18 protein-coding genes are annotated in these 18,513 nt (G+C 48.9%); 16 read left to right on the top strand and 2 right to left on the bottom strand.

Annotation, left to right across the window (positions count from 1 at the left end; translation table 11 throughout):
* Positions 1 to 202 precede the first annotated feature (202 nt).
* The 3 genes from K6V98_RS01650 to uvrC all read left to right on the top strand — a co-directional run bounded on the left by K6V98_RS01650 (position 203) and on the right by uvrC (position 5,082).
* A complete protein-coding gene (locus K6V98_RS01650) occupies positions 203 to 1,408 on the top strand; it encodes a C40 family peptidase (RefSeq protein WP_222198787.1) in 1,206 nt (401 codons plus the stop codon).
* A 98-nt stretch (positions 1,409 to 1,506) separates the two neighbouring features.
* Entirely contained in the window at positions 1,507 to 2,781 is a 1,275-nt protein-coding gene (locus K6V98_RS01645; RefSeq protein ID WP_222198786.1) for a carboxylate--amine ligase, read from the top strand.
* Between the two features lie 195 nt (positions 2,782 to 2,976).
* Positions 2,977 to 5,082, top strand: a complete 2,106-nt coding sequence (uvrC, locus tag K6V98_RS01640; protein ID WP_222198785.1) for an excinuclease ABC subunit UvrC — start codon at positions 2,977 to 2,979, stop codon at positions 5,080 to 5,082.
* A gap of 5 nt (positions 5,083 to 5,087) precedes the next feature.
* Here uvrC and K6V98_RS01635 read toward each other — a convergent pair whose 3' ends face one another.
* Entirely contained in the window at positions 5,088 to 5,933 is an 846-nt protein-coding gene (locus tag K6V98_RS01635; RefSeq protein ID WP_222198784.1) for a DeoR/GlpR family DNA-binding transcription regulator, read from the bottom strand.
* A 273-nt stretch (positions 5,934 to 6,206) separates the two neighbouring features.
* Between K6V98_RS01635 and K6V98_RS01630 the strand changes: the two genes are divergently transcribed.
* The 7 genes from K6V98_RS01630 (at position 6,207) to K6V98_RS01600 (ending at position 11,295) form a co-directional block, all read left to right on the top strand.
* A complete protein-coding gene (locus K6V98_RS01630; RefSeq protein ID WP_222198783.1) occupies positions 6,207 to 6,626 on the top strand; it encodes a PTS sugar transporter subunit IIA in 420 nt (139 codons plus the stop codon).
* A gap of 40 nt (positions 6,627 to 6,666) precedes the next feature.
* Positions 6,667 to 7,413: a PTS mannose/fructose/sorbose/N-acetylgalactosamine transporter subunit IIC gene (locus tag K6V98_RS01625; RefSeq protein ID WP_222198782.1), complete on the top strand. Its 747-nt coding sequence runs from the start codon at positions 6,667 to 6,669 to the stop codon at positions 7,411 to 7,413.
* Positions 7,414 to 7,415: 2 nt separating this feature from the next.
* Complete coding sequence (locus tag K6V98_RS01620; protein ID WP_222198781.1) at positions 7,416 to 8,249, top strand: PTS system mannose/fructose/sorbose family transporter subunit IID; 834 nt, start codon at positions 7,416 to 7,418, stop codon at positions 8,247 to 8,249.
* A gap of 74 nt (positions 8,250 to 8,323) precedes the next feature.
* Positions 8,324 to 9,013 carry a ribulose-phosphate 3-epimerase gene (locus tag K6V98_RS01615; RefSeq protein WP_222198779.1) on the top strand — a complete coding sequence of 230 codons (690 nt, stop codon included), beginning with the start codon at positions 8,324 to 8,326 and terminating at the stop codon, positions 9,011 to 9,013.
* An 80-nt stretch (positions 9,014 to 9,093) separates the two neighbouring features.
* A complete protein-coding gene (locus K6V98_RS01610) occupies positions 9,094 to 9,579 on the top strand; it encodes a PTS sugar transporter subunit IIB (protein ID WP_222198778.1) in 486 nt (161 codons plus the stop codon).
* 47 nt (positions 9,580 to 9,626) lie between these two features.
* Entirely contained in the window at positions 9,627 to 10,736 is a 1,110-nt protein-coding gene (locus K6V98_RS01605; RefSeq protein WP_222198777.1) for a galactitol-1-phosphate 5-dehydrogenase, read from the top strand.
* Positions 10,729 to 11,295: a phosphoheptose isomerase family protein gene (locus tag K6V98_RS01600; protein WP_222198776.1), complete on the top strand. Its 567-nt coding sequence runs from the start codon at positions 10,729 to 10,731 to the stop codon at positions 11,293 to 11,295. Before K6V98_RS01605 ends, K6V98_RS01600 begins: the two co-directional genes overlap by 8 nt.
* 327 nt (positions 11,296 to 11,622) lie before the next feature.
* Here the strand turns inward: K6V98_RS01600 and K6V98_RS01595 are convergent, their stop codons facing one another.
* Entirely contained in the window at positions 11,623 to 13,425 is a 1,803-nt protein-coding gene (locus K6V98_RS01595; RefSeq protein WP_222198775.1) for a PfkB family carbohydrate kinase, read from the bottom strand.
* A gap of 246 nt (positions 13,426 to 13,671) precedes the next feature.
* Between K6V98_RS01595 and K6V98_RS01590 the strand changes: the two genes are divergently transcribed.
* From K6V98_RS01590 to K6V98_RS01565, 6 genes are read left to right on the top strand one after another with little or no spacing between them, the layout of a single operon-like run.
* Positions 13,672 to 14,310 (top strand): ECF transporter S component, encoded by a 639-nt coding sequence (locus K6V98_RS01590; protein ID WP_222198774.1) that lies wholly within the window; start codon positions 13,672 to 13,674, stop codon positions 14,308 to 14,310.
* Positions 14,311 to 14,365: 55 nt separating this feature from the next.
* On the top strand, positions 14,366 to 15,166 hold the full coding sequence (locus K6V98_RS01585) for an energy-coupling factor transporter transmembrane component T (RefSeq protein ID WP_222198773.1): 801 nt from the start codon (positions 14,366 to 14,368) through the stop codon (positions 15,164 to 15,166).
* Between the two features lie 5 nt (positions 15,167 to 15,171).
* Positions 15,172 to 16,026, top strand: coding sequence for an energy-coupling factor ABC transporter ATP-binding protein (locus tag K6V98_RS01580; RefSeq protein ID WP_222198772.1), 855 nt, complete (start codon positions 15,172 to 15,174; stop codon positions 16,024 to 16,026).
* A complete protein-coding gene (locus K6V98_RS01575; protein WP_222198770.1) occupies positions 16,023 to 16,835 on the top strand; it encodes an energy-coupling factor ABC transporter ATP-binding protein in 813 nt (270 codons plus the stop codon). The genes K6V98_RS01580 and K6V98_RS01575 overlap by 4 nt, the downstream gene beginning before the upstream one ends.
* Positions 16,832 to 17,533 carry a phosphoribosylanthranilate isomerase gene (locus K6V98_RS01570; protein WP_222198769.1) on the top strand — a complete coding sequence of 234 codons (702 nt, stop codon included), beginning with the start codon at positions 16,832 to 16,834 and terminating at the stop codon, positions 17,531 to 17,533. The genes K6V98_RS01575 and K6V98_RS01570 overlap by 4 nt, the downstream gene beginning before the upstream one ends.
* Positions 17,526 to 18,512 carry a carbohydrate kinase family protein gene (locus tag K6V98_RS01565; protein WP_222198767.1) on the top strand — a complete coding sequence of 329 codons (987 nt, stop codon included), beginning with the start codon at positions 17,526 to 17,528 and terminating at the stop codon, positions 18,510 to 18,512. Before K6V98_RS01570 ends, K6V98_RS01565 begins: the two co-directional genes overlap by 8 nt.
* The last annotated feature ends 1 nt before the right edge of the window (position 18,513 follow it).

Below are 18,513 nucleotides of genomic sequence, written 5' to 3'. Positions count from 1 at the left end.
CGGGTTCCTCGAAGTACCCGCTGTTTCCTGCCTTCCAAAGTAAGGTGACACCTGTACGCTTACTGCTCGCGCCAGCGCCGGATTTTGTGCAGCCCTTAGAGATTGAGTGAGGAGCCAAAAGCGGCGAATGCAGAAGGGCTGCGATTGGTATACCATCTGACGTACGCTTTCAATGCCCACCGGCAGGAAGGTAGAAACATAGATGAAACGTAGCACATCTCGCCTCCGCGCGGTTCCTATAGCCGTGCTCGCTGGCCTCATGACCTTTACCGGCCCGGTTGTTCCGGTTGCCTATGCCGTTAACCACTCGGTTGATGCCTTAAACTCTGAGCTTGCTCAGGCTCAAAAGAAGCTTGACGAGCTTACGAGAAACCTAGAGATTGCTGGCGCTAAGGCTGAAGAGACTCAGGCTCAGATTGATGAAACCAATGAGCAGATTGAGGCGCTCAAGGTCAAGATTGAGGAAGGCCAGCAAAAGGCCTCCGTCGCACAGCAGTCGCTGAAAGAAACGGTTCGCGGCTCATATAAGGATGGCAATGCCACCCTGCTCGACATTGTGCTTTCGGCAGATGATTTTAGCGATCTGACTTCACGCCTCTTTTATGCCAGCGCTGCAGCTCAAAAGCATAACGAGAAGATCGCTTCCGTGAATGCCATGGTAAAAGAACTCAATGCCCAACGAGGCGAGCTGGATCACCGCGAGTCTGAGCTCAAAGAGCTGCACGATCAGCAGGCAGCAGCTGCTCGCTCGCTTGCAGCTTCTCAAAATGAGGCTAAAAAGTATGTTGACGGCCTCTCAAGTGAGTTGAGAGCAGCCTTAGAGGCTGAGCGTGCAGCAAAGGCAGAAGAGCAGCGCCGTGCTGCAGAAGAGGCAGCTCGCCAAGCGCAGGCTCAAGCCCAAGCAGAGCAGTCGTCTTTCAATGCTGGCAACACTTCGTCTGCTGCAAGCTCTTCTTCAAATAGCTCAAGCTCGTCTGAGTCCAGCTATACCCCTGCACCTCAGCCTTCGGCTTCTTCGGGTGGTTTAGATGGATCGGTAGCGAGTACCATTATTTCTGCAGCAACAGCTCAACTTGGCCTTCCGTATTCATATGGTGCATCCAGCCCGGGTGTAGCCTTTGACTGCTCAGGTCTTACCAGCTACGCCTATGCCCAGGCAGGCATCAGCATCCCTCACTCTTCGCGTGCTCAGTACGCTCAGGTGCGTGCTGCTGGAAACCTCAAGTCAGGCACTGGTTCGCTTGCCGTCGGTGATCTGGTGTTTTACCAGTCCGGTGGTGTGATCTACCACGTTGCCATCTATATTGGTGGCGGCCAGGTCGTGCACGCAAATGGCTATGGTCAAGGTGTGGTTATCACCGGCGTTACCTACGACGCAGGCTTTTGCGGCGGCGGGAGTCCCGTATAGGCTTCTTATCTGATGGGAGTTTATACCGTAAGGCCTGATGCGATACGCAAAAAAGCTCCCGGTATAGGCCTCTCGATCTGACAGGAGTTCATACCTCGATGCAAGCAAGATTGCAGGATGAGGCAGACGTTCGCAAGCGTCTTGTCCCCGTGGTACTCGGTGCCGATATTCTCGGCTATACCTTTGTTCGTGAATTTCATAGTCTCTATGGCCTCACATCTATTGTGCTTGCAGAAGCAGATGTGAAGGCCACGTCTTCGAGCCGCTTCTCGGATTATCGTATCTTGGGATCGAGCATTGAAGACGAGGACTTTCTGATCTCGTACTTAACTGAGCTTGGAAAAGAGATTGAGCGCGAAGGCCGCCTCGGTATCATTGTGGGCTCGGGCGACTGGTATGCTCGCCTGCTCTCTGAGCATAAGGCTGAGCTCGAGCCATGGTTTGTGATCCCGTATATCTCCTTTGATCTGTTGGATCGGCTTACTCAAAAGGAATACTTCTATCGGCTCTGCGAGGAACTGAACATTCCATATCCGGAGACGCATCTTTTTGATTGCTCCGATCCTGATGCAGAGATTCCGGCTGAGAGCTTTCGCTATCCGCTGATTGCCAAGCCGTCCAATTCGGCCTTGTATCACTATGCTGAGTTTCCTGGCAAGAAGAAGATTTTCGAGGTAGAGACCCCGTCTGAGCTCAAAGAAATATTTGAGGCCATGAAGGCATCGAGCTATGATCGAGAGCTGATCGTTCAGGATTTTATTCCGGGAGACGACGATGGTCTGCGCACGATTAGCGTCTTTACCGATGCAGAAGGCGATGCTGTGATGACCTGCTCTGGTCGCGTGGTGCTTCAGGATCACTCGCCTTTGGCAATCGGTAACCCGGTGGTAATTCTTTCTGAGCGGGTTGAGCCTGCGATTGCAGATGCGTGTCGGCTGCTCAAGCATGTGGAGTATCGGGGATTTGCTAATATTGATGTGAAGTTTGATCCGCGTGACGGTACCTATCGTTTCTTTGAGGTCAATACGCGCCCGGGGCGCAATTCGTTTTATGTCACGCTTGGCGGTGTTGATTTTGTCCGCCTTATTGTGGAAGAGTTTGTGCTCGGCGGTGTGGTTCACGGCGGAGATGCAACTGACGAGTTTGCCTATGCGTGCGTGCCGCCCATGGTGGTGCGCCGAACCGTAAAGGATGTTGACCTGCGCGAGCGAACACTTGCTATGTACAGATCAGGTAAGGCGTCGTTCCCCCTGTTTTATGCGCCAGATAGCTTGGTGCAGCGGTTTTGGGCGGCGACCATGTATTTTAACCAGATCAGAAAGTTCAAGCGCTATGTTTGGGATACGGGTGGCAAGCAGGCTGCCTCGCTTTAGTAGTGGTTGGATGGTGCGCAGCTGTGATGCTGCGGGTGCACAGGCGGCGAGCAAGCAACTGCATTTTAGCGGTGGGTCGGCGTGCAAGTGTGATGCCGCAGGTGCATGGACGGCACGTCAGCCACTTCGCTCTCGTAGTGGTTTGGTGTGCTGCATGGCTCGAGCTTGGTGAGTAGCTTTCAAGGGAGGTGTGGCATGAAGACCGATGAGCATATTGAGGCAGATGAGCCTGCTGTTTTCTCGCATACTGCCTCCCTGGAAGATTGCCCAGCGGACGCACCTTCATCCAACTCTACCGAGAGCGCTGCACCCAGCAACACTTCCGCTGACAGAGCTGGCACTGCGCCCGCCCGACGCAAAGCCCCGTTTCCCTTTTCTCACCGTGCCGCAGCTGCCCACGTTGAGCAGGCAGGGCCTGGAGGGGCACCAAGCTTAGTGGATCAGGTTGCTCGCGTACCGGCAGAGCCCGGGTGCTACCTCTGGCGCGATGCTGCCGGTGAGGTCATCTATGTTGGTAAGGCCAAAAACCTGCGCGCCCGCATGCGCCAGTACGTCACTCTCTCAGATGATCGAGATAAAATCCCCCTCATGATGCAGGTTGTGGCGAGCTTTGACTATCTGGTGGTTGATAGCGAGCATGAGGCCTTGGTACTTGAGCGCAATCTCATTGCTCAGTATCACCCATACTTTAATGTGGACTTCAAAGACGATAAGTCCTATCCCTTTATTGCGGTTACCAAAGGCGACGTATTTCCTGCTATCAAATATACACGTGAGCGGCATCGCGCGGGTACACGCTATTTTGGTCCGTATACCGATGCTCGCGCAGCTCGTGCAACCATCGATACCCTGCGCCGTGTCATTCCCATTTGCTCGGGTACCTGCGCTGAGTGGAGGCGGGTGCGCCGCATGGCTGCAAAAGCTCCCGAGGATGCCGATATTATTTCTATGCTTCTAGCCGAGAAAGGTCGCCCTTGTTTTGACTATCACGTAGGCAGAGGGCCAGGAGCCTGTGTGGGTGCAATTTCTCCCGAAGAATATGCAGACTCAGTGCGCCGTGTTGAGCGGTTTTTGGCAGGAAAGCGCAGTGAAGTTATCCATGAGCTGACCGACGAGATGGAAACAGCGGCGCAGAACTTGGATTTTGAACGCGCTGCTCGTGTCAAGCGCCGACTTGAGGCCATCTCTGCTCTCAACGACCGGCAGCAGGTAGTTTTTCCCACCGATGTTGACCTTGATCTCATTGGTTTTTATCGCGAGGAGACGATCGCCGGTGCCTGCGTCTTTTGTGTTCGCGAGGGAAGAACTGTTCGCAGTGCCGAGTTTATTCTGGATAAGGGCTTGGACGTTTCGGTAGAAGAGCTGACAGCAGGCTTTTTGAAACGTTACTACGATGAGACGGCAGATATTCCCGCAGAAGTGGGAGTGGGCGTCGAGCTTGACGATGCTGAGGTCATTGGGGAGTGGTTAACTTCTAAGCGGGGGCGCGTTTGCCATGTGCGCAGACCTCAGCGTGGCGAGAAGCGGCATCTGCTCGACACTTGCGAGCGCAATGCCCGGCACGCTCTCATGCGCTATATGATGCGTACTGGTTATGCGGATGATCGTACGAACCGCGCCTTGCTTGAGCTGGAAAGTGCTCTTGCGCTTCCCTCGCCGCCGCTTCATATTGAGTGTTTTGATATTTCAACCTTGCACGGTAGCTTTACCGTAGCCTCGATGGTGGTCTTTACGAATGGGCGGGCAGACAAGAGTCAGTATCGCCGGTTCAAAATTCGCGCGGAGCTTGAGGAGGCAAACGACTTCCTCTCCATGCAGGAGGTCTTAGGTCGACGGTATGCGCCTGATCGCATGGCCGATACGCGTTTTGGCGCACGGCCAGATTTGCTCGTGGTAGATGGTGGTAAGCCCCAGCTTTCCGCAGCGCTTAGCCAGCTTGAAGCTTTGGGACTAGATATTCCCGTCTGCGGTTTGGCAAAAAGCGACGAGGAGGTCTTTGTTCCCTGGTCTGATACACCGGTAATCTTGCCAGGGGGATCTGCCTCGCTTTATTTGATCAAGCAAGTACGAGATGAGTCTCACCGTTTTGCGATTACCTTCCATCGCGAGCTCAGAGACAAGGCAATGACGGCTTCGGTACTCGATGAGGTTCCCGGTGTGGGGCCTGCGCGGAAGCGTTCGCTCATGGCTCATTTTGGATCGATGAAGCGCCTGCGTGATGCAGAGGTTGAAGACATCGCTCGCGTGAAGGGCATTCCTGCAGACGTTGCCCAGGCTATCTATGACATCTTGCGTGCATAGGCACGCTATTGGTGCGACGTATCAGCAATGATCAGTTTTGGTCCATGAGGCATTGCTTCAATCCGTGTGCGAGCGATATCAGAAATGCCATCATCAGTAATGAGAACATCTATATCTTCAAGATTTGCAAAGGAAACAGGAGCAAAATGATCGATCTTGCTTGAATCAAGCAGCATGATACTTCGTTCTGACCTGCGCATGAACGCCCGCTTGATACTTGCTCCTTCATAGTTGTCTGCCGTGAGCTCATATTCGAATGAAAATGCTGTTGCACCGAGGAAGCAGCTACGTGCGGCATAAAGCTCAGCCTGCTCGACAGTGAGGGAGCTTGATGTGTAGTGAAAACCCTGCCTGAGCATGCCTCCCAGCATAATAATTGAACAATGAGGAAGCTTTGTTTCAGCTGTTGAGGCAACGGATAGATCATGCGTGATAATAGTAAGGCCAGCTACCCCTTCGAGGGCATTTATCAGTTCAACAACTGTTGATCCCGAGTCACAGAATAGCGACTGACCTGGCGAGACGAGCTTTGCCGCCTCTGCGCAAATTGCTATCTTTTTCTTAGAATTCGTATGAGCTGAGTGCTCAAGAGGCACTTCAACAGTTGGAGAGTTGAGCGGGATCGCTCCTCCGTGTGTTCGCTTAAGGAGTCCACGAGATTCAAGAATCCGTAGGTCACTTCTGAGAGTTGCAGGTGAGACGCCAAAAAGCTCTGTTAGATCTGCAGTCCGTACATGTGAATCAGTGGTGAGCAAAGTGATGATCTTTTGACGACGCTCTTCGGCGAAAAGAGATCGGCTTTCTTCAGGAGCTATTTCCATATCTGAAGCCACGGGTTTGTCTTTTGTCATCGCGGAATCCTTATCCCGATTTATTATCTGTCAATCTTCATTTTAGGGATAACAATTGTTTTGGATAGAGGAAGGACTTGAAGTAGGTCTTTTAACATCCATTTAGTTCAGCTGAAAATAATATCAGTGGATCTTTCTATTATTGATTTCTTTCATTTAATACCGAATTCTGTCGAAAGCCTACCGTTTGCCGATCGATTATTGCCATATTTTTCCTATATAAGTACAAAGTAATAGAAAGCAAAAGCAAACGATAGTGAAGGGAGGGTTGAAATGGTTGAAATCCTACTGGTAACTCATGGAGGGCTTGCTGAGGGGTTGTTATCCAGTCTCGCGATGGTAGCGGGAAATACGGATTGCTGCTGCTCTCTGTCTCTTCATGAGGGAGATGCTCCCGAGGTGTTTGCCGAGAAGCTTACAAAAACCGTGCAGAGCTTATGTACGAAAGAGGTGGATGGCCTGCTTGTTCTTGTAGATCTTCTAGGGGGAACTCCGTTCAATTCGGTGTTCAGATTGTTACGTGATCTGAAGGGGGATGATGTTCGCTGCATTGCTGGAGTGAATTTTCCCATGCTGATTGAGGCAGTTTTCAATTGCGAACGGTCTGATCTCGATGAGCTGGAGCGCATGTGTCTCGAAGCTGCACATGCGGGAATCGTCAGCTGTTCTGAGTTGATGAATGTGAAGCAATAGATCTCATTCAACACAAAATACCGAAAGCATGGTGAGGGAAATGCTTATTCAAGCTTTACTAGTAGCACTGATCACTACATGTTCAACGTGGTGGTTCAGCCATGCGGTAACCCGCACATGGTTGTATCCGATCTGGTCAGGTTTTCTGGTTGGCGTTGTCATGGGTCAACCAGTGGAAGGGATGATGATCGCTGCAGCGATCAATCTCCCATACGTGGGCTTTATTACTGCAGGTGGTTCGATGCCGGGTAATCCGCAGTTCGCAGGTCCTGTTGGAACAGCGCTTGCACTTGTTTCAGGTTTAAGCGTCAACATGGCAACGACGGTCGGAGTCATTCTGGGAAGCGTGACCATTCTGGTCTGGACGGCATACATGTCAATAAATACTTTTTGGGTTCACATGGCCGAAAAGTATCTTGAAAAAGGAAACATTCGAGCGATGCGTTTTTGCAACTACGTACCATCCTTTTTTGTCTCAGCCTTACTTAATGGTGTACCTGCATTTCTCGTTGTGATGATGGGAGCGCCGTTTGGAGAGTGGCTTCAGTCATTCCCAATGTGGATCGTTGATGCGTTTGGCATCATTGGTGGCATCATGCCAGCTCTGGGTATTGCAATGCTTCTGCAGTATTTAAATAAGTCAAAACTAACGCCGTTTTTCTTTCTGGGCTTCGCGCTTGCCCAGTTTGCAGGCTTTTCAACAATGATCATCACATTTTTAGGCGTGATAGTCGCGGTACTTATCTACAACTTTAATGGCTTTTCTACAGAAATGGCAGGTGAGTAACAATGTCTCAGGTGAAGAAAAGCACATTGATAAAAAACTGGCTTCTGACGTATTCATCTGAAACGTGCTACAACTATGAGCGTCTTCAGGGTCTTGGTAATACAAATGCATTTGTTCCCGTGATTAGAGAGCTCTATCCTGAAGATCAGCAGGCAGAAGAGCTCAAAAAATACCTGGTTTTCTATAATACGGAACCGTCATGGATGGGTCCGATCATCAACGGAATCACGACTGCGATGGAAGAGAAGCGGGCAAACGGCGCAGAAATTACGGCTGACGAGATTACAGTACTCCGATCAGCACTTATGGGTCCAATGGCGGGTATTGGTGATACGGTGTCACAATCCATTGCATACCCGGTTTTGGCAGGTATCTGTATTCAGCTTGCGCTTGCTGGTAACTTTGCAGGGCCGATTTTATTTGAAGTTGTTTTTAAGATTTTGATGCTGGCAACGGGCTACAGCATGTACATGCTGGGATACCGCCGGGGTCGTGATGCGATCGTTGAGATTTTGCAAAGTGGACTCATTAATCGAATTCTAGATGCGGTGAGTGTTGTCGGACTTATGGTGGTTGGCGCTATGACAGTGCAAAACGTTGCACTAGATGTAGCGTTTGCAGAATTTACTTGGGTAAATGAGCTTGGTGACGTGACGTTCAACTTGCAGCATGGAGTGTTTGATGCACTGTTGCCTGGCCTGCTTCCACTGCTCGTAGTCTTAGGCACTTGGGGACTTCTGCGCAAGCGCGTAAAGCCACTTACCATGGTTCTTATCATCTTTGCCTTGGGCTTTGTGATAGTTGGACTCAAAGCTTTGTGCGGCGCATATATGTAAGAATCGACTAAAGAGTGCAGTCAAAGAAATAGCTTATGAATACGCTTTGAGTCTATGAAGGCTAGGTGCTTGGAATGTCTGATGAAAAAATCGATATTTTCCCGTCGATCATGTGCGGCAAACCTTGGGAGCTAAAAGAATATATTCAGGCATTTGAGGAGGCAGGGGTGAGCGGTATTCATTTCGATGTAATGGATGGACATTACGTTCCTAATATTATGCTCGGCATGGATGATTACCAAGCAATTCGCTCTCTCACGTCGCTTCCTCTCGATATTCATGTAATGACGACCAATCCTGAAGGTTTCTTTAACTACTTTCTGCCCCTATCGAAGGGTGATCGATTTTGTTTTCATCCTGAAGTCTGTAAGCAGCCTTATCGGTTGCTTGAGAAGATTCGCCGTGAGGGCGCGAAGGCCGGTATCGTGCTGAGCCCTGGGGAGCCGGTAAGCTATGTGAAAGAATGCCTCGGCGTGCTTGATTTTGTCCTCATCATGGCAGTAAGCCCTGGATTTGCTGGACAAACGATGGTTCCTGATCACCTCAGTAAGATATCTCGAGTGCATGCATTGGTCAGCGATGCCGATCATCCCATCGAGATTGTCATTGATGGAAATACGACGGTTGCTCATGCCACAAAAATGGTTGGTGCAGGAGCTACCGGACTCGTGATTGGAACCTCTTCTGCTATGGCTGAGGGCCCGGGAGCCTTTGTCGATTTATATCACGACTATACCAACCGTATCAGCGATTCTAAGAACTAAGAGTTCGTATAGAACGCGAGCTGCGTTTATTTAGCTGCAGGTACCTCAGCCAATTGTGAGCAAAATGGGAGAGGATGAAGATGGCTCAAGATAGCAATCTTATTTTTTCGCGTATTGATGATCGTTTGATTCATGGTCAGGTCATGACTGCTTGGCTTCATGCTTATGGCAACGTTACACACGTACTTATTGTTGATGATGATGTGAGTACGGATCCATTCATGGTTCAGATGTTTTCCCTACTCGTTCCGCCAAAAATTTCGATTGAAATTCTGTCGGTTGCTGATGCGCTTGCAAAATTTAAAGCAGGACTCGACAAACCAACGATGTTGCTGGTAAAAACGCCAGCTACCATCGCGCGTTTAGTTGAGGGCGGTGTGGAAATCGATACGCTCAATATCGGAGGAATGGGAAAGACTGCCGATCGTACCAAGTTTTTCCAGAATATCTCTGCGTCGTCTGAGGAGCGCGAAATTCTAAAGAAGCTGCTTCAGGAAGGCATGCACATCGAAATCCAGATCGTTCCTGCACAGAAGTGCGTGGACGTGTCGTCTCTGCTTGCCTAGGTTTCGATCCATCAATTTTTTCCGGATGAAAGAAGGAACCTGTAAAAATGCGTGATTATTTCTCTCCATCTTCGTACTACGAAGGCAAAACGATGGAGGCATGTCGCCTTCACGCTATCGGTGATTTTAGATATGAGGAGATCCCTATTCCGAGACCGGTGGGAACTCAGCTCCTAGCTAGAATTTCAGCATGTGGTGTCTGTGGGTCTGATATTCCGCGAATCTTTTCGCTTGGAACAAGCAAGCAGCGCTATCCGCTCGTGCTCGGACATGAGTTTGCTGGCGAGATCGTTGCAGTTGGTGAGGCTGCCGATGCAGGTTTGATTGGGAAGCAGGGAGCCTTCTTCCCCTGTATTCCATGTCGTACCTGCGGTCCGTGTCTGACGGCGGACTATGCAATGTGCGAGGATTATGATTATCTAGGTAGCCGCAGTGACGGTGGGTTTGCGGAATACTGCCTGATTCCGAGCGCTTGGCATTTTGTGCCGAGCAGCAACCCCGAGGTTCCGGGTGATGTGCTGGCGATGACAGAGCCTTGTACGGTTGCGCAACATGCAATTAGGAATGGTTCGGTGTGTGCCGGTTCTTCTGTGTTGATCTTTGGCGCTGGCCCTATCGGCATCATGGCTGCTCGGTGGGCGAAGATCTTCGGGGCGTCTCTTGTGGTGTTAGCTGAGATCAATGAGGAGAAAGTCGAGTTTGCTCGTACTCGCGGTCTTACGGTGATCAACAGTACAAAACAGGATATTCGTGATGCATTCCGTGCTTTGAATGATGAGAACGATGCCGATGTTACGGTTGAGGGCACAGGATCTGGAGCTGCGCTTGGACAGTGCGTCGAGTGTACTAAGACGTTTGGAACCATTTCGCTGATGGGAAACCCCGCTCACGATACGACTGTTTCACTGTCCCAGCATAGTTCCATTCTCCGAAAGGAGCTTACTCTGCATGGCGTCTGGAATTCTCAGTTCTCATCGGCGAGTTTCAACGAGTGGCGTTTTACCATGGAAAAGCTTGATAGCGGGGAGATGCAGGTTGAGGATCTGATTACACATCGCAGCTCTCTGAAGGATCTGCCTGAGCTATGCAGATTGATTGCGCAGCATGAGATTACGATCTGCAAGGCAATGTATGTGCAGGAGCGGCAAGATGACTGATCGGGAGCAAGCAACTGATTTGATCCTGCGAGAACTCAGTGAGACTCTGCCTGCGATTGATGAGAGCCAGTTCGTACAGCTTATAAATGAATTGATGGTACCTGGTAGACGTGTACTTGTAATGGGTGTCGGTAGAGTGCTCATCGCTCTTAAGGCCTGGGTAAAGCGGCTCGTTCATTTGGGGATCGACATCAATTATGTTGGTGATGAGTCTGAGGGGCCGCTGCACAAGAACGATCTTTTGATCGTTGGATCCTCATCAGGTGAAAGCAAACTGCCAGTGAGAATTGCTCAGATTGCTGCTGAAACAATTGGTGCATCAGTATTCTATGTCGGGTGTACTGCTGGGAGCAGTGTTGATCGCCTTGCAGATAGCAGGTTGATACTCAAAGGCAGAACAAAGTTTGCTACCGAAAACGAGTATCCTTCCCAACAACCCATGTCATCTCTTTTTGAACAGCAGGTTTTCCTATTGGGTGACGTGCTTGCATTAGAAATTATGAGAAGGCGAAATTGGACTGAAGAGCGCGTGAAGCAAAATCATGCGAATCTTGAGTAATGCTTGTCGATCTGCAGAGTCGCTAGATCTGCATGCTTCAGTTGTACGGCATATGCGGTCTAGCTGAGAAGGAATGAGGGTCGGCGAGATCTCGCAGGTGCCTCCGCAGCAAAGCGAGGACAGCACCGAAGAGATCTACGCCGACCTCTTCGAGCGTGCACTTTGGTGTCGCTGCGCTCGTTTTTGCTCGCACTTCGCGTCAAATCTGTGCCTGATGGGCAATAAATGTACTAAATTAAACCCCCTATTACCTGAAAGGGGGTATCGTGGATCCATTTTCCTCTGTGTTATGAAGAGCGCATCTGCCAAGATGTCGCACCATCTAAGTTATTGGTTGCAGCCACATGCTTCTTTTATGGACTGTTCGGGCATGAAATTTTTTGCGATACAAGAGGCGAATGTACTTACAAAACGATCCACCCTGTCAGTGATTGAAACACTCTTCAAGTCATTTATTTCAAACTTGAGCACTTTAGAATCCTCTGATAGATACATGCACCTGTTGTTGCTCTGTAATAGGAGAATTGAACGAGCTCCATTTACTTGAAGTACCTGAGCAACTTCATCAAAGCTATCAATCTGCTTTCCGGATGTGTTGTCTTCTGAACTATCAATAATGAGCCAATCTATAAGATGCAAAGGTAGATCGGCAGCGATTTTGCTGTTTTCGCAGGTCACTATGGTTTTGATCCCATGTCTTTGTGTGATTTCGCATGCTTTACGCATGGTTTCAACTGGGATATCGCCTTGAACCAAACAGAGGCTCATTCCATCAAACAGCGATCTCCTCTTTTCAAGATCATGTGCGCTGAGCGTGGAATTCGCTCCTAAAAAAGTTGTAGTTATTACGTTAGTAGCATTACTCAGCACGAGTACACTGCGTCCGGTTTCATAGTCAGCGCGTCGATGGACGCCATCGGCATTTATGCCTTGTTGGTCAAGTTCTCGAAAGATTGAGTCTGAGGCAGAGTCATCTCCAACGTTTCCAATGAGGGAGGCCTTATGTCCAAGCTGAGAAACCATGATAGCTTGACGTGCTCCATGTCCGCCTATCCTTATGGAGGAAGCGGTAGCAAGCGTGTGAGAGTTTTTCAAAAAAGAGTCGGGAGTAGAAAAACACGTTTCGATATTGATATTGCCAATAACGAGTATTCGCTTAGCGCTTTTCTCAGATGGCGAAGCGATAGTATTTTGATTATTCAGAACAAGCTCTTGTGTGAATGTAGTTGGCTCATCTTTCTGTCGCATTCTTGCGATAAGTTTCTCGCAAATGAAGGCACCAAAATCCGCATTCTTAATGGTATAGCTTGAAAGATCTTCCCCCTTTTCAGGGATCTTTTCTGCTCCTTCATCGTTTCTTAATGAGGCAATTGAATAGTCATCGGGTGCATGGTAGTGCAGGTCTTTGAGGAGGGCTTTGAGCTCTTTTGCAGATTCGTAGTGTGAACAAACAACGCCGGTTATGGCACCACTTCCTATTTTGTCGAGCAGCGCATCGGTTGGTTCATGGAATACAGAAGTCTTTCCAAAAGCCAGCCCTTGATCGACAAGGCATTGCTGAAAGCCAGCAATAAAGTCTGGTGTCCGCCTGCCTGCTGCTGAAAGGCATGCAACTTGTTTGTGTCCTTGAGAAACGAGCTCCATGGTTAGTGAATAAGCAGCATCTTTATAGAGCCGCAGTAAGTTTTTCTCACCACCGCTCGGTCCAATTGTTATGAGCTTAGCTGAGCTTTTATTAAATAAAGCCTGATGGATCTTCAAGCTGTTAAGCGAGAGTGGCTCCCAGATAATTCCTGATGATCCTGATCGGAGAGCAGATTGAATGTTGTGGCATTCTTGATCGTGATCTAGATCGCTGATATATACCAGAGGCGTGTATCCATGTGCTTGGCAGGTTCTTAAAATGCCGTCCAAAGTGGAATCGAGCGATGTGCTCGATCTGAAGATAACACTCACCATCCATTCTTTTGGAGCACGAGCTCGAGCGTATGGTTCATAGCGATAACGGCGCACAACATCGAGCACGCGTTCTCGCGTTTTTTCGCTAATGCTTGCGTCTTTATGATTCAGAATTTTTGACACTGTCGAAGGGGAGATCCCTGCCAGCTTAGCTATAGCTTTAATGTCCATGGCTTGCCCCTTCAACGCATCTATCTATCTCATCTTAATCAAGCAGGGCAAACTTTGGGAGTCGTTTTGATTTCTGTATGTATTACCTCTCATCGAGATTAATCAACCGCTGGCCGATCTTTTTATTCTGTGCGCCTAGGCTCTACTATTTTGATAGTAAGGGAAAACAAATTACGAAAATGTTTTCCTAGTTGATGGGACGTGGCAGTGAGCAGAAGAAAGATGTACGAGGTGAAGGGAGGAAGTATGTTTGGGAAATCAGCCCGTCTGCATGGGTTGGATGATCGTTTTTCCACGAAAGCGCTCGTGCTGATTCCAATTGCAGTTGGCATAAACATTATTGGGGGCACATTGTGCTCGATGCTTAAACTTCCGCTTTTTCTCGATACAGTAGGTACGCTGATTGTGGCGTGTCTTTCAACCCCTTTTTCTGCAGCTATAACTGGATTGCTGACCAATATATTTTTGGCATTTGTCGCAAACCCTGTCTTCTTGCCATATGCGGTTGTCAGCATGCTTTGTGGCCTTGTGGTCGGCTTCCTTGTGCGAGTTGGAATGTTTAGAAACGTCTATGGTGCAATTTTTGTCTGGATAGCTTGTACCTTGGTTAATTCCATTTCCGCTGCTCTTATTACGACATTCGTATTTGGTGGTGCAACTGGTGTGAATGGAACGTCATTAATTACAGCGGCATTTGTCGTTGCCATGCGCGACATTCTCCTTTCAGTTTTCTCTTCATCGTTTCTCGAAAACCTCATCGATAAGGGCATCACAGTTTTCATCGCCTATGCCGTCTTTAAGAAATTGCCGCGCAGACTGCTCACTAGCTACGGACCGAGTTTGGATTCTGAGTTGCTCGAAGATGAGGTTGATCGGGAGTTGTAGGAGCTCAACGTGATGCTCGGCAAGATACGCAATGAAGCAGTGAGGAGGAAGAACCATGAAAGAATCTATTCACACTCAACCTTCATCACGTATAGGCATCTTGCATCAACTCAATCCGATCTCAATGCTCAGCTTTGTTTTGTTAGGTGGAGTGGCTGCAGCGATATGGCCAACCGTGCATCTCGCTTCGGTACTCATTGCTTTTTATGCTGTTCTTGCAGTAAGGAATCGTGGTTTCAAAGATTTTTTGAAAGTTATATTGGGATTCGGTATCCCTATGACTCTTATGCTCGTGCTTATTCAAGGCGGCTTCAACGTACGGAACAGTACGCCGCTATTTAGTATTGGCTGGATACATTTTGGAGCAGAAGGCGTACGATACGCCTTGCATACCGTGCTAACCATTTTGGCATTTTTAGCTGGTCTGCTTCAAATGAATGCCGCAGTGAAGCCGGGAACGCTCGTTGCTGCGTTGGGCGAGCGTGGCGTCCCGCCAAAAGTTCAATATCTTGTTTTGGCGAGTCTTTACGTAGTGCCACAGATGCAAAGAAGAGTTCGTGCGATTCGTGAGGCCCAAGAAGCCCGTGGGCTCAAAACGGGAGGTAGCCTTCTTACGCGTATAAAGGCAACTGTCCCATTGTTTGGCCCGGTGATTTTATCTTCGCTTTCTGATGCTGTGGAGCGAGGAATGGCTCTTGAGGCTCGTGGATTTGGACGACCTGGAGCTTCGCATGAAAGCTACGTCACAATTCCAAAGAGTAATAAAGACCTCATTGCTTTGTGCTTTGGTGTACTTCTGCTTATTACATCGCTCCTATATCGTTTCTCGATTTTCCAATCGTGGCTGGTTAGGTGATATCGATGACAGAGTCTGTTATTTCAATACATGATTTTTCTTTCCGATATCCAGGTGAATCGAGGTATGCGCTTCAGCATATAAGCTGCCAGGTTGAGCGTGGGGAGTTTTTTGGCATCGCAGGAGCCAATGGATCAGGCCGATCAACACTTTGTAGTGCATTAGTAGGCCTTATCCCACATTACTTCCGAGGTAAATATCGAGGTAGCATTCATGTTCTTGGTCTCGATACACGATCAGTGCCTGTGTCCGATCTGTCTTCAAAAATAGGATTCGTATTTCAAAATCCATATAACCAATTATCGTGGACGGCTGAGACTGTAGGCGGAGAGCTTGCCTTTGGGCTAAGTAATTTTGGATTCTCGAGAAAAGAAATGATTTCCCGGATCGAAAAGGTCGCTGCTCTTGTAGGTATCCAGGAACTTTTGGATCGTAGTCCCTTTGAGCTGTCCGGTGGTCAGGTTCAACGCGTAGCGCTGGGCTCAGTGCTGGTATTAGAACCCGAGATTCTTCTTCTTGATGAAGCGGCAACACAGTTGGATCCTCTGGGCGCTGAGAGCATCTTTGAAATTGTAAAAGAGCTGAATCAAGGCGGAACTACGGTTATTTCGGTTGATCAGGATATAGAGCGCTTAGCCTCTCTGTCTGACCGAATGATGATTCTGAACGATGGCATGCTTGCAGCCTTAGGCACTCCGTGTGACGTGTTTACGTCACACGATGTTGGACAGTTTGGCGTGCGCTCATCGGATTATTTTGAGATATCTAAGGCTTTGAGAGATGCACGCATGACAGCGCATGAACTGACGTTTAGCCAAAGTGAAGCAATCAGTGTAGTGAAGCAGGTGATCGAAGGATGAATATCGTCTTTCGTGATGTGAGCTTCTGTTATTCGAATGGGGTGCAGGCTCTTTCGTCAGTGAGCGTAAGTATCGATGGACTTGAGCCTGTGGCAGTGGTTGGAAAAAATGGATCTGGAAAAACAACGCTCTTAAAGCACTTGAATGGCATGCTAAGCCCCACTAAAGGTCAGGTCTGCATTAATGGTGTCGATGTTACAACTCGAGCAACTGCCGAATGGGCTCAGTCAATTGGATATGTCTTTCAGAACCCGGACGACCAACTCTTTCTTGAAAGCGTAAGGGCTGAGTTAGAGTTCGGCCCCAAACAAATCGGTTTGGATCACGTCGAAATACGTCATCGGGTTGATGTTATTTCGAAGCTGATAGGTCTTGAGGATGTGCTTGATTGTAATCCCTATGATTTATCACCTTCTGAAAAGAAGTTCTGCGCCTTCGGTTCAGTTCTTACGATGCGTCCCTCCATTCTTGTGCTTGATGAGCCAACGTGTGGTCAGGATGCACGTGATCTGGATCGCCTTGCAGACATCATTGCGAGATTGCAGGATGCTGGCTGTCTTGTTATGGCGGTATCTCATGACATGCGTTTTGTTGCCCGCTGGTTTCCTCAGCTCATTGTGATGTGTGAGGGAGCGGTGCTTGCTGCTGGAGAGACACACAACCTATTGATGCAAAAAGACCTACTCGAACGCGCATGCGTATTGCCGCCTCCCGTAACGCAGGTTGCATTAGGAGCTGGGATCAGAAGCCCGGTTAGTAGCGTAGCCGAGCTAATACGATCAGTCGAACAAGGAAGGAACGACAAATGAGTGATGTAGTCATACAGATTTATGGCATTCGTACGGTAGAAGATGCACGGATGGTTGTATCAAGTGGTGCTTTGCATATTGGCGTGAGTTATGGATCGATACAGCACACACCCGGCCAGCTCACGTGTGAACAAGCGAAAGAAATATTTGAAGGCGTTCAACCTGAGGCGGTACGAGTTGGCTTGACCTGTGCTACAGATATTGACGAGATTACCAATGATTTGAACCAAGCGATGCCAGATGTGCTGCATCTTTCAGGCGATATTGATGGGATCTTGCCAGAGGATGTTTGCGAATTGAAAAGGCGCTTTCCAAAGCTCAAGATCATGCAAGCGATTCCTGTGCTTGACGGAGTGCCGCTACATGAACAAAAGGCTTTGGATTACGTGAGGGCTTATGAAGCTGTAAGCGACTTCTTCCTCATCGATACGAAAGCGCCACATGCTGATGATATTGGTGCAACAGGCTTGACTCATGATCGTGGCATCGATGCGAAAATTGTTGCGTCCACAACAGTACCGTGCATTATTGCTGGCGGACTTGACGAGCATAACGTTGCTGAGGCAATCCATGAGGTCGAGCCATGGGGTGTAGATTCGTTTACACACACGAATTACAGCGATAGTCGTGCACATGGCCTGCGGTGTAAAGATCCAGATAAGGTACGTGCCTTCGTGGAAGCTGTTCGCAATGCGTGAGGTCATTGTCATTGGTGATTCAAATGTAGATCTCGTCGTACATTATCCGCAGGTCAATTCAGTGGAAAGCGCCCGTCAGGTCAAATGGGAATATCCTGAGGTAGCGTGCGGAGGTACTGCATTTAACACAGCGGCCGCTCTTGGTCGTTTAGGCGTACCATGCCACCTCATAACTACCGTAGGCGATGACCCAAATGGAAAAGCTGTTGTTGAAGGACTCCAAGCAGCTGGGGTCGATACAGATGGCGTCATAGTAAATCCCGAGCTTACAACGGTAACGGTCTTTGCCTTTATCGATGATCAGGGTGAGCGGTATCTTTGGGGATGGCCACGGCAGCATCAGTCGTTTCTCGAAATAGACGAGAAGAAAATCGATTTTGATCGAGTGCGTACTGCTGGATGGGTTCATACATCAGGCATGTCATTAGTGCATGATTCATCCGCACGAAAAACAATTGAAATGGTATTACGGGAGGCTCATGAAGCAGGAGTGCCTACCTCGCTCGATTTAAATCTCCGCGTTGATAATGGAGTGCTTGATCAAGAGTTCGCTCATGTGATTGAAGGCATGCTCGACAACGTGAGCTGCTTGTTTGGATCGGGTCCAGATGAATATGCCTATTTAGGCTCAGAAGATTGGATGGGAAACGCACGGAGACTCGCTACCAAAAGCAGGATTATTGTTGCTCGATCTGGGGCGGCTGGATCCATTGTTTTTTCTGATAACGACCAGTGTGTAGTGCCTGCATTTGATGTGCCAGTCAAGGACACCGTTGGAGCCGGTGATGTCTTTAATGCTGGCTTTATCGGTGCTCTTCTTAATGGACAAAGTTTATTTGAGGCGCTGAGGTGGGGAAACGCGGTTTCTGGCTATTCAGTTGCGCACACAGGCGCAAGTACTACACCTTCCAAGCAAGCATTGCTGCAGTTCATCGACTCAGCTGAATATCGTCAAGAAGTAATTCAGGAGGAATGCTGAT

Source organism: Collinsella ureilytica (genome assembly GCF_019795105.1).
Lineage (GTDB): Bacteria > Actinomycetota > Coriobacteriia > Coriobacteriales > Coriobacteriaceae > Collinsella > Collinsella ureilytica.
This window is presented reverse-complemented; position numbering and strand designations above follow the sequence as displayed.

What these genes read in the sequence shown, in the direction of transcription:
- K6V98_RS01630 (WP_222198783.1), top strand. Translation starts at nt 6,207, where the DNA reads ATGGTTGAAATCCTACTGGTAACTCATGGAGGGCTTGCTGAGGGGTTG.
- K6V98_RS01565 (WP_222198767.1), top strand. Translation starts at nt 17,526, where the DNA reads ATGCGTGAGGTCATTGTCATTGGTGATTCAAATGTAGATCTCGTCGTA.
- K6V98_RS01590 (WP_222198774.1), top strand. Translation starts at nt 13,672, where the DNA reads ATGTTTGGGAAATCAGCCCGTCTGCATGGGTTGGATGATCGTTTTTCC.
- K6V98_RS01620 (WP_222198781.1), top strand. Translation starts at nt 7,416, where the DNA reads ATGTCTCAGGTGAAGAAAAGCACATTGATAAAAAACTGGCTTCTGACG.
- K6V98_RS01570 (WP_222198769.1), top strand. Translation starts at nt 16,832, where the DNA reads ATGAGTGATGTAGTCATACAGATTTATGGCATTCGTACGGTAGAAGAT.
- K6V98_RS01650 (WP_222198787.1), top strand. Translation starts at nt 203, where the DNA reads ATGAAACGTAGCACATCTCGCCTCCGCGCGGTTCCTATAGCCGTGCTC.
- K6V98_RS01605 (WP_222198777.1), top strand. Translation starts at nt 9,627, where the DNA reads ATGCGTGATTATTTCTCTCCATCTTCGTACTACGAAGGCAAAACGATG.
- K6V98_RS01610 (WP_222198778.1), top strand. Translation starts at nt 9,094, where the DNA reads ATGGCTCAAGATAGCAATCTTATTTTTTCGCGTATTGATGATCGTTTG.
- K6V98_RS01580 (WP_222198772.1), top strand. Translation starts at nt 15,172, where the DNA reads ATGACAGAGTCTGTTATTTCAATACATGATTTTTCTTTCCGATATCCA.
- K6V98_RS01595 (WP_222198775.1), bottom strand. Translation starts at nt 13,425, where the DNA reads ATGGACATTAAAGCTATAGCTAAGCTGGCAGGGATCTCCCCTTCGACA.
- uvrC (WP_222198785.1), top strand. Translation starts at nt 2,977, where the DNA reads ATGAAGACCGATGAGCATATTGAGGCAGATGAGCCTGCTGTTTTCTCG.
- K6V98_RS01600 (WP_222198776.1), top strand. Translation starts at nt 10,729, where the DNA reads ATGACTGATCGGGAGCAAGCAACTGATTTGATCCTGCGAGAACTCAGT.
- K6V98_RS01645 (WP_222198786.1), top strand. Translation starts at nt 1,507, where the DNA reads ATGCAAGCAAGATTGCAGGATGAGGCAGACGTTCGCAAGCGTCTTGTC.
- K6V98_RS01625 (WP_222198782.1), top strand. Translation starts at nt 6,667, where the DNA reads ATGCTTATTCAAGCTTTACTAGTAGCACTGATCACTACATGTTCAACG.
- K6V98_RS01615 (WP_222198779.1), top strand. Translation starts at nt 8,324, where the DNA reads ATGTCTGATGAAAAAATCGATATTTTCCCGTCGATCATGTGCGGCAAA.
- K6V98_RS01585 (WP_222198773.1), top strand. Translation starts at nt 14,366, where the DNA reads ATGAAAGAATCTATTCACACTCAACCTTCATCACGTATAGGCATCTTG.
- K6V98_RS01635 (WP_222198784.1), bottom strand. Translation starts at nt 5,933, where the DNA reads ATGACAAAAGACAAACCCGTGGCTTCAGATATGGAAATAGCTCCTGAA.
- K6V98_RS01575 (WP_222198770.1), top strand. Translation starts at nt 16,023, where the DNA reads ATGAATATCGTCTTTCGTGATGTGAGCTTCTGTTATTCGAATGGGGTG.